Raw genomic sequence first — 8,894 nt, 5'->3', positions numbered from 1 at the left:
CTTAGTATCAAGTTTGAAGTGCGACACTTTCTACAGATGCGCATGAATATACTCCAGTGGTGTTCTATACCCAAGTCTTTTGCGTGGGCGCGTATTTAATTTATCTGCAATTTCATTACACAGCTTCTGTGTCACGTGTGACATGGAGGTTCGTTTTGGTAAGTATTGTCGTATCAAACCATTGGTGTTTTCATTAGTGCCTCGCTCCCATGAATGGTATGGATTTGCAAAGTAAAACAGGCAGTTATGATGTTTTTCTAGTTGTGCATAACCATGAAATTCAGTGCCGTTATCAGCAGTTATCGTCTTAAAAGGTAAGTCAGAGCGGGTCATGATTTTGCTCATTCTTACGTTGAGTGATTCGCTTGTTCTATCGTCCATTTGCCCCATAAAAGTGTAGCCAGTCATTCTGTCGACTAAAGTGACGATACAGTGCTTGGTTCCGCGGCCAACGACGGTATCAATTTCCCAGTGGCCAGGCTCTTTTCGATGCTCAGCGTCTGCAGGTCTTTCGGCAATATGACGCTTATTTGCCAGCCGTCCTCGACTGTCTTTTGAGTTGTACCTTTTACGCCTTTTCTTGGTGGATTGGCGTAGGTGTTTCCATAGCGTTCCACCGAGAGTTTTGTCGTTCCAAACGTGCTGATAAATGAGCTCGTGGCTCATTGTTGGATAGCCTCTCATTCTTAGGTATCCGACTATTTGGTCAGGGCTCCAGTCCAGTCGTAGCAAGGCTTCAGGTAGTCTGAAGTCAAGTTCGGTATAGCGTTTATTTCGCCGTGAACGACTAAGCCGGTTGCGCGCCATTTGCTGTGCCCGCTCTGGTTGATAAGAGTACCTATCGAAGAACTTGTTGTAACGACAATTACGTTCAATTTCTCGATAGATAGTGGCTTTGTGACGGTCCAGTTGTTTAGCTATTTTTGCGGTACTGATCCCTTGCTTTCTGAGCGCAGAAATCATATACCTTTCGTTCTCAGTGAGGTGTGTGTATTTCATGTTTTTTACTTCTTGGCGGGAGCAAACTTCATGATTATCGCACCTTACTGTTTTTATGTTCAGAGGTGTCGCACTTCGTACTTGAATCCAAGATCACTATGAACGATAACCTGCTCGGGGAATCCGCGACGGAACAACGCCATTGATAGCGCATCACAGACCAGCGTAGCCGTCATTCTGGTATCCATAGACCATCCAATTACTTGTCTTGAGTAAAGGTCAATAATTACCGCCAAGTACAGCCAGCCTTCGCTTGTCGCTATATAGGTGATGTCTCCAGCCCATTTTTCATTCGGAGCAGATGCGCTAAAGTTCTGAGCCAACAGGTTTGGAGCAACAGGCATTTGATGCTTGCTGTCCGTAGTGCACTTAAACTTGCGTGCAGCTTTCGGCGTTAAATCTTGACGCTTCATACTGGCAGCAATGGTTTTAACATTGTAGCTATCACCGCTCTCAGACAGTTCTTTTTGGATACGCCTTGAACCATCTCGGCCTTTGCTGTTGGCGAAAGCTTCTTTAACTTTTGTATCAAGCTGTTGGCGAATAGCCTCACGTTGGATGGCGTTGTGTCGATGCTTAATCCAGTAATAAAACCCACTTCGGGATATCCCGAACACCTTAGCCATACGCACTATACTGAAGCACAGCAGGTGTTCGAGCATAAACTCGTAGCAATCTACTTTAGATTCTTCGCGAAGTAGGTGGCGGCCTTTTTTACAATTTCTAGCTCTTCTGCTTGCTCAGCCAACTCCCTTTTGAGCTTGGCAACCTCTGCGGCTAGCTCTTGCTCTCGCTGACTAGTACTGGTGTCTTTCTTCGAGTTCTTCCGCCACCCGTAGATTTGAGATTCGTGTAAAGAAAGCTGTTTTGCTGTCGCAGCTACTCCCACTTTATCTGCTAACTTCAGGGCTTCTGCTTTAAATTCAGGGGAATGTTTAATTCTAGTTTTCTTAGTTGTCATTGTTCACCTCGTTAGTGATTGTACTCACTTAACTCAGTGTCCAAAACTGCTGGGGCGGATCAGTGTGTGTATTTCATGTTTTTTACTTCTTGGCGGGAGCAAACTTCATGATTATCGCACCTTACTGTTTTTATGTTCAGAGGTGTCGCACTTCGTACTTGAATCCAAGTAACATAACAAGCAATTTAAGAGGGATTCTCAACGCTTGGCATTTTTGCTTCTACTTCAATTTAATAATACTAAAGTGCGCATTATTGACAATGAATTATGTTGAGGGTTTGCCTCTGGCCTGAACGCGGCAAAGAGTGGGCTATTGACTTGCTCATTGTCGCAGCTTGCTGCGTACATGCCAGGAAAGAGAATCGGTTTGCTAGTGAAGCCCGTACACATAATTCGTATAATGCGCGCTCATATTCCAGTTTTGACTCATCAAATTTAAAATATGATTATGTCTTTTGTTGGCTCGGGTATGTTAAAAAATGACATACTAACCCCGTAGGGATAAGAGAGCGCGTGCGCGAACGAGGCACCAAGCCGCACGACTAAGGTTAGTGGTTCTCTAGATTTAATCGGCGCGGTTTCTAACTGCCTATGCCTATCGGCATGCTGCCACCCCTCATCCTGCTAGAACATCCCTCGCAGAGCATTACCTCATCAGTGGGGCTTCATGCTACTGCAACCCTGTGAACGTCCAGCGCTTGAGCTTTGCGAGTGTCGAGCATAGCTCTTTTGATTGTTGTTACAGATTTCAATCTCTCGATGATTCGCCGCGCGTTGACGGACGCACGACGACGAAGACTGAGGAGGAGGAGGGAGGAGAAAGCGGGGCTAGACCCCCGTCTAGTATTACGGGGGTAAATTGCGTTGAACTATCAGCATTCACCGTGTATTCGCAAGCGTAGCGCGCCAGTGTTTGAGCGCTAGCGAGTCTTATTCCAACTCTCTCCAGTGCCATTTGGTCAACGCTTCAAGCCTGTTTTTTTGTCTATTAGATCCTTTACAGCATCACTTGTGTATTGGTCTATTAGATAGTTAACAATATCAGAGATCTTTAGTAGCTCGCCTGTTGCGCCTCCTATTTTAATCGCTTCTCTTTGAAGTCTCATTTTTCTCTGCTCGTTTATGCGTACTGTTGTGTCTCCGCGCTTTTCCATTTCATGACCCTTTTTTTGTGATTTTCCGCTTATTTTAATACAAAAACATCTATTGCATGTGTGTATGCGTATTTACAGCATGCATTATTTATGTTTAGTATGTGCGCATGCAATATGCGTTAGGTTGATTTGGTTATGAAAAAGCAAGTATTCACCCCTGAAGAGATGGAAATCGACACACAAGCGAGTCCTTTCGTTTTTGTTGACTATTTGTCATGGACTATTCCGTATTCATCACTACGTCACGCGCACAAGTCAGACCTTGCGTCTGTCATCTGGGCACCCATTCCCAAGCCTAACTATCGTATGGCTAAAACACCTGAGCAAAAAGAAAAGCTAATCGACCGCTATAAGCAGCAGTGGAACGTTTCAATGATGGAGCGCTTGCAAGTTTTTTGTCTCCACGTCCTTGGTCTTCGTATGTCTCCTTGGCGTGAAAAGGGTCTTTATGGCTACGAAGATTCTTGCCACTTAATGACTAAGCACTCTAACAAGCATGTGGGATTCGTTGCTCTTGGTGGTAACCGTGGCACCTGTTATTTCCAAATCGAGGGGCTAGGGTGCAAGCATATTTTCGAGCATACGAGCGCATTCCGCTTGCATTGGTGGTTGCAACTTCTTGACTGTAATCGCCTTTCTCGCATTGATTTAGCTGTTGACGATTTTCATGGTTTGTTTGGTCGTGAGTACGCCAAAAAAGCCTATGCGGATGACGCTTTTCGTACTTCTGTTAGGGGGTGCGGTCCTAGTGCGGGTGAGCGTTATTTTGCTGAGCCCTCCGGCAAGGTGCTCAATGAATCGTTTGAAGTCGGTAATCGTAAGTCTCGTATTTACTGGCGTATTTATAATAAGGCCGCTCAGCTCGGTCTTGATATGTTCTGGTTTCGCAGTGAGTGTGAACTCAAAGATATGCCGCTCGATGTGCTTCTTAACATTAGTGGTTATTTTGCGGGTATCTGCGCTTACAGCGCTTCAATTGTTGCGTCTTCGCCTGTAAAGGTGGTCACAAAAAAGAAACAAATTGCCCTCGATATGCATGGCCGCATTCGCTGGGCTCGTCGTCAGGTTGGCCGTACCTTATCGGACATTGCTAAATATTTGGACGGTGATTTAGATAAGGTTTTCGGGCTTCTCGTTTCAGAGCATCTACACGGTGACTTACTCGAATTGCCCGACACCTACAAACACATTCTTAAAGAGATAATGGAGAATTAGTATGAAACCTCGTTATATTTTGACTGGAGGCACTTATTCAAAAGGTGTCGGTAAAAGCTCTGGTAAAGAATACGAGATTGGCCGTCTTTTTGTCGGTAAAGCTCTTAAGCCTTGGGACAACGAAAAGGGTGCTCAAATTGCTTTTGGTATTGAAACTGTAGAGATGGGTTTTATTCCAAGCCCTGCACTTATTGCTAAGTTTGATACAACTATGTGTCCCGCTCTTGTTGAGTTTGACTCTGAACCTGACCCTGATGACCCGCGCCGTAGCTTGGTTATTGACTTTAAGGTTATTCGTAGTCTCTTCGATAATCCCGTTACTCAATCGGAAAAGAAATAGGTAACGGGCTGATATGTCTAACTGCGTAATACAATACAACGGCTATTTAATGCTTGCCCCACAAGGGTTTGATTGTACTTACGTCATATTAACGCCTAGTGAGTTGGAACAATTACAAAGCAATTCACTGGGTTCGTTAACTATCGACTCTCAATTATATACGGACGTAACAGGTTATTTATTATTGTCTTTTGTGTCTGGTCATATTTTGGGTCGTATTTTAAAAGGTCTCGGTCGAGGCTAATCATTAACTTAGTAAAGAGAGTAAATACTATGAAATTCATCAACGTCATGAAAAAACATGCTACAAAAATTGCAACTGGTGTTACTGCTGCGGTAGCTTCTGCAAGTTCATTCGCTGTTACTGTTCCTGAGTCTATCGAAGCGGCTGTTACTTCTGGCCAGTCAAACTACAGCCTTGTTGTTGTTGGCTTAATTACAATGGCTGCGGTTGGCTTTGGTCTGCGCATGATTGTAGGTGCAATGAAATAACATGTTAGAACTCGTTTCGGACGTCATCACTGTTCTTATTGCTTTGTCTACTGGTGGGGCGTTCGTTTACGGGGTCTACACTGGTATCAACGCCTCCTGATTGGGGGCGTTTTTTCTTAATTCTGGGGGGTTACATGCGTAGCGCAATCAATACCGCTCTTTTCATTCTCTTCTTACTGCTCGCGTTCCTGACCTCCGTTGCGTCTCATGCTGCTGTTTGCCCAATTGGAAATACTCCGTCTTTAAAATGGCCGCTTGGCACTGCTCGTATTGCTTCTGCTTGTGTTGATGGCTGTCGAGCCTCTGAGGGTATCAACGGGCAAGATACTTGGACGTGTTCTGATAAACTTCAATATTGTACGGGCTATTTTGTGACAACTGGTGATACCTGTACTGGCTCTGATGATACTAATGGCACTTGTGACGCTAACGGTACTTGCACTGACAACGGCGGTTCTAATCCTGACCCAGACCCTACGGACCCGCATTATAATCACGTTATAGATGGTCAACTTGCAGTCATGCCCGGTGTTATCTCCGGTCTTGATTCATCATCCGCACAATTAGCAAAGGCTTTACGAATTGGTGCTTATATGAATGCTGAGGTGGCTAAATCCACTCATATAATTTCACCTTTACTTGCTGACTTAATTGATGTTAATCGCGGCCAATCAAATATACTTTCTAATATGGCTAATAAGAATGCTCCCAATTATTCCGAAACACTGCATTCTATTTTATCTACTCTTCATAGTATTAATAATAATTCTGGCAACTCTGGCTCTGGCGGCCTCCCTGAACAACAATTTGATGCTTTTATGGGTTCGATTAGTGGCTTGAATACTACTATTTTTTCGGCAGCTCGTAGCATTAATACTAATTTGCAAGAAATAAAACAAACTGTTCGTCCTTTGGATTGGAAGCTAGACCAAACCAATTCACATTTAAATGATATGGTTAATAATATGGGCATGATGGCGGGTGGCTTGCGTGACCAATCTATTGCTAATACTGCTGATATTGTTTCCGCTATTAAATCCGGTGGCGGTACTGGCGGCGGTGACAACTCCTCTGTTGTTGATGCTATTGGAGCGCAAACTGGTGAGATTAAAGGCAGTCTAGACGCTCTATCTGATGCGCTTTCCACTGGCTCTTATGTTAGTCGTGAGTTCAAAGGAAAAGTTGATTTTGATACTGTTGGCCTTTATAAGCCTGATTTGCTTGAGTCCGTTCTTGCTGATACTGAAGAGTTAAAACAGCAATATGAGCAACAAATTGATGAGTTTAAAAAGATATTTAGCTTTGATGTGTCCCAATTAAACAGCGGTCAATATAAAGAGCATTCACTAGATTTTGTATTACCTAATGGCAAACAATTAAATTTAAAGTCCGGCGTATTACCCGCTTTTATTGACCAAGCAAATTTAATTGCCGCTGTTATTTTATTTGTTGCAGCAATTATCGCAGTTAAAGCAATTTTAGGGAGTCGTAAGTAATGGAATCATTATTATTAATCGTTCAGTCAATCGGTGATTTCTTTCAGACTATCATTGATTTCTTTTTGAATATTCCAGATTATTTCGAGCAACTAACCATTTTTATTAATGCTTATTATATTAAGTTAAAATTGAAATGGATGCTTTATTCTTTGCTCTTTGCCTATAAGACGGCCTCATATTTATTAAATGATATTGGCTTCACTCAAATCATCATATTAACGTTTAATGCTCTGCCTGATGAATTGCGCTTTTATGCTTTCTTATTTAAAATACCGCAAGCGATAAATATCATATTTACAGGCTTTACCACTGCGTTTGTTATTTCAGTGTCGAGGTTTTAACGATGGCTATCACGATTAGAACGGGTGCTAATGGCTCTTATAAGTCCGCTTATGCTGCTTACTTTGTTATTTTTGAGGCATTAAAGGCGGGGCGTGTTGTTGTTACGAACATTGAGGGAATGCAACCCCTCGACGTTATTCAAGAACGTTTTAATATTGAATTTCCGTCTACTACTCGTCTTATTCGCATATTTTCAAGGGATGCTAAGGGTATCGAGCTTTGGCAACACTTTTTCTGTTGGTGTCCGCTTGGCGCACTGATTGTCATTGATGAGTGCCAAGATATTTTCTCTAAAAATATTGGGTTCAGAATGGATAAAGTATTCTATCGACCTTTATCTGAGTTTCTTCCTAATTTGCCTAAAGATTACGAATCGTTCTTTAATTCTCGCTATACGCCTGCTGATATGACTAATTTAGACCCGTCTGAAACTGACGATAGAGGGCAAGCTGAATATGACGACCAAGGCCGCATAATCTACCCATTTTCTTTTAATGAGGGTTTCCAGCGTCATAGAAAATATAACTGGGATATTGAGTTGTTATCGCCTGATTGGGGTCAAATTGATTCAGCAATCCGCGCACCTGCTGAACAATGTTTTTTCCATAAAGGCCGTGATCAATTCTTTTGGGCAAAGCGCAAGCCTTACATTTACAAGCACGCTAAAAACTCATCGACGCCTGTCATACCGAAAGGAAAAGACTCTAATCTCATCAAGAAAAAAATACCGCTTGATGCGTTCTTGCTCTACAAGTCAACAGCAACGGGTATCGCTCGAAGCTCTGGCGCTCTCAATGTGTTAGCAAAAAATCCGGCACTCATTGCCGTTTTATTAATGATCATTTTTGGCATAGGATATTTAACGTATGGTTTATCCCGTCTGGTTTTTGGTTCTTCTTCGGAGATTCAGGACGCGCAAGCGAACTCGACTCAATCTAGCGTTTCTCAATCGTCCAGTGTCAGCACTAAAGCGGATTCTTCGGCTAATTCTTCTGTATCTGATGGTAGGAATAGCAATACGGCTGCTAGTGGTTCCGGTGGTCCATCTGGTTCTGGGCGTTTAGATGGTTTACGTTCGATGCTTGGCTTGTACGATATTCAAAACTTGTACTACACGGGGCATACCACAAAGAGAGGGCCAAACGGTTTCAAGTTCTTTATTACGTTGGAAGCCAAAACACCCGAGGGAACGTATTATTTTGATGATACGTTTCTCGCGGCCAACGATATCAAATATGCTCACTATGATGATTGTTTGCTCAAGTTGACAAAAGACAACATGAATCTAAACGTATTTTGCAAACCGCGCGCACTGGATGCGCCAGTTCCTGAGCGTGCTGAAGTTAAACTCAATTCTATTTTTTAGGAGTGATTATCAAATGAAACCTGAAGAGCTTGTTTTTTTAGTTGATGCGCTTAGCCAAATTTCTATTATTGATTCTATTCTTGGCGGCCTGGTCGGGGGTGTCATCGGTGGATTAATTGTCCGCATCTTATCTAATAAAAACTTATCACCTTAGTGCTTAAAGTGCGTATTATGGTTATATGTTTTGCTATCAAAGTGTCTACTGGTTCCTGGAATCGATCGATGTTTATGCTATCATATTTTAACCAGGTAATTTCTGCAGAAAGGAAAAATGATGGCAATTACAATTCGAGACACAACGGAACACGAACAAATGCTTTTAGCTCTCAAGGAGCAGACCAACACGTCAACAATGAGTAAAGCATTGATTAAGGGCGGTTATGATGCTCTGAAGTATCGAGAATTGTATCTGTCAGAGCTAAATAAGAATAAGCAGCTTAGGGACCAGCTTTATCGCAACGGTGAGGCTGTAACTGATTTTCTTGACGCTTTGGATGGTCTTAAACAGATTCGCTCTTAAGTGCGT

Annotated in this window: 11 protein-coding genes and 1 pseudogene; 9 read left to right on the top strand and 3 right to left on the bottom strand. The window is 42.8% G+C overall.

Going from position 1 to position 8,894, the window contains the following annotated elements; translation table 11 throughout:
- Positions 1 to 30 precede the first annotated feature (30 nt).
- The 3 genes and pseudogenes from AACQ21_RS01900 to AACQ21_RS01890 form a co-directional block, all read right to left on the bottom strand.
- Positions 31 to 999: an IS30 family transposase gene (locus tag AACQ21_RS01900; protein WP_094501471.1), complete on the bottom strand. Its 969-nt coding sequence runs from the start codon at positions 997 to 999 to the stop codon at positions 31 to 33.
- A 77-nt stretch (positions 1,000 to 1,076) separates the two neighbouring features.
- Positions 1,077 to 1,960, bottom strand: a pseudogene (locus tag AACQ21_RS01895) (IS3 family transposase); the annotation flags it as partial.
- 959 nt (positions 1,961 to 2,919) lie between these two features.
- Entirely contained in the window at positions 2,920 to 3,114 is a 195-nt protein-coding gene (locus tag AACQ21_RS01890; protein ID WP_105977068.1) for a hypothetical protein, read from the bottom strand.
- A gap of 135 nt (positions 3,115 to 3,249) precedes the next feature.
- Here AACQ21_RS01890 and AACQ21_RS01885 point away from each other — a divergent pair, with 135 nt between their 5' ends.
- The 9 genes from AACQ21_RS01885 (at position 3,250) to AACQ21_RS01845 (ending at position 8,888) form a co-directional block, all read left to right on the top strand.
- The gene (locus AACQ21_RS01885) at positions 3,250 to 4,329 is read left to right on the top strand and encodes a replication initiation factor domain-containing protein (protein WP_105977067.1); all 1,080 of its coding nucleotides are present in this window, start codon (positions 3,250 to 3,252) and stop codon (positions 4,327 to 4,329) included.
- A 1-nt stretch (position 4,330) separates the two neighbouring features.
- Positions 4,331 to 4,669: a hypothetical protein gene (locus AACQ21_RS01880; RefSeq protein ID WP_105977066.1), complete on the top strand. Its 339-nt coding sequence runs from the start codon at positions 4,331 to 4,333 to the stop codon at positions 4,667 to 4,669.
- 13 nt (positions 4,670 to 4,682) lie between these two features.
- Positions 4,683 to 4,913 carry a hypothetical protein gene (locus AACQ21_RS01875; RefSeq protein WP_181185555.1) on the top strand — a complete coding sequence of 77 codons (231 nt, stop codon included), beginning with the start codon at positions 4,683 to 4,685 and terminating at the stop codon, positions 4,911 to 4,913.
- Between the two features lie 29 nt (positions 4,914 to 4,942).
- On the top strand, positions 4,943 to 5,161 hold the full coding sequence (locus tag AACQ21_RS01870) for a hypothetical protein (RefSeq protein WP_094165498.1): 219 nt from the start codon (positions 4,943 to 4,945) through the stop codon (positions 5,159 to 5,161).
- A gap of 134 nt (positions 5,162 to 5,295) precedes the next feature.
- A complete protein-coding gene (locus AACQ21_RS01865) occupies positions 5,296 to 6,657 on the top strand; it encodes a hypothetical protein (RefSeq protein WP_105977065.1) in 1,362 nt (453 codons plus the stop codon).
- The gene (locus AACQ21_RS01860; RefSeq protein ID WP_105977064.1) at positions 6,657 to 7,001 is read left to right on the top strand and encodes a DUF2523 family protein; all 345 of its coding nucleotides are present in this window, start codon (positions 6,657 to 6,659) and stop codon (positions 6,999 to 7,001) included. The genes AACQ21_RS01865 and AACQ21_RS01860 overlap by 1 nt, the downstream gene beginning before the upstream one ends.
- Positions 7,002 to 7,003: 2 nt before the next feature.
- Complete coding sequence (locus AACQ21_RS01855; RefSeq protein ID WP_105977063.1) at positions 7,004 to 8,368, top strand: zonular occludens toxin domain-containing protein; 1,365 nt, start codon at positions 7,004 to 7,006, stop codon at positions 8,366 to 8,368.
- 13 nt (positions 8,369 to 8,381) lie between these two features.
- Positions 8,382 to 8,522 carry a hypothetical protein gene (locus AACQ21_RS01850; protein ID WP_157733268.1) on the top strand — a complete coding sequence of 47 codons (141 nt, stop codon included), beginning with the start codon at positions 8,382 to 8,384 and terminating at the stop codon, positions 8,520 to 8,522.
- Between the two features lie 120 nt (positions 8,523 to 8,642).
- Positions 8,643 to 8,888, top strand: coding sequence for a hypothetical protein (locus AACQ21_RS01845; protein ID WP_105977062.1), 246 nt, complete (start codon positions 8,643 to 8,645; stop codon positions 8,886 to 8,888).
- Positions 8,889 to 8,894 lie beyond the last annotated feature (6 nt).

The sequence above is a fragment of the Vibrio sp. V01_P9A10T6 genome (assembly GCF_963877065.1).
Taxonomy (GTDB): domain Bacteria; phylum Pseudomonadota; class Gammaproteobacteria; order Enterobacterales; family Vibrionaceae; genus Vibrio; species Vibrio anguillarum.
This window is presented reverse-complemented; position numbering and strand designations above follow the sequence as displayed.

Excerpts from the sequence above, each read along its gene's own strand:
- AACQ21_RS01890 (WP_105977068.1), bottom strand. The coding sequence starts at position 3,114 with ATGGAAAAGCGCGGAGACACAACAGTACGCATAAACGAGCAGAGAAAA.
- AACQ21_RS01885 (WP_105977067.1), top strand. The coding sequence starts at position 3,250 with ATGAAAAAGCAAGTATTCACCCCTGAAGAGATGGAAATCGACACACAA.
- AACQ21_RS01875 (WP_181185555.1), top strand. The coding sequence starts at position 4,683 with ATGTCTAACTGCGTAATACAATACAACGGCTATTTAATGCTTGCCCCA.
- AACQ21_RS01850 (WP_157733268.1), top strand. The coding sequence starts at position 8,382 with ATGAAACCTGAAGAGCTTGTTTTTTTAGTTGATGCGCTTAGCCAAATT.
- AACQ21_RS01900 (WP_094501471.1), bottom strand. The coding sequence starts at position 999 with ATGAAATACACACACCTCACTGAGAACGAAAGGTATATGATTTCTGCG.
- AACQ21_RS01860 (WP_105977064.1), top strand. The coding sequence starts at position 6,657 with ATGGAATCATTATTATTAATCGTTCAGTCAATCGGTGATTTCTTTCAG.
- AACQ21_RS01870 (WP_094165498.1), top strand. The coding sequence starts at position 4,943 with ATGAAATTCATCAACGTCATGAAAAAACATGCTACAAAAATTGCAACT.
- AACQ21_RS01845 (WP_105977062.1), top strand. The coding sequence starts at position 8,643 with ATGGCAATTACAATTCGAGACACAACGGAACACGAACAAATGCTTTTA.
- AACQ21_RS01855 (WP_105977063.1), top strand. The coding sequence starts at position 7,004 with ATGGCTATCACGATTAGAACGGGTGCTAATGGCTCTTATAAGTCCGCT.
- AACQ21_RS01880 (WP_105977066.1), top strand. The coding sequence starts at position 4,331 with ATGAAACCTCGTTATATTTTGACTGGAGGCACTTATTCAAAAGGTGTC.
- AACQ21_RS01865 (WP_105977065.1), top strand. The coding sequence starts at position 5,296 with ATGCGTAGCGCAATCAATACCGCTCTTTTCATTCTCTTCTTACTGCTC.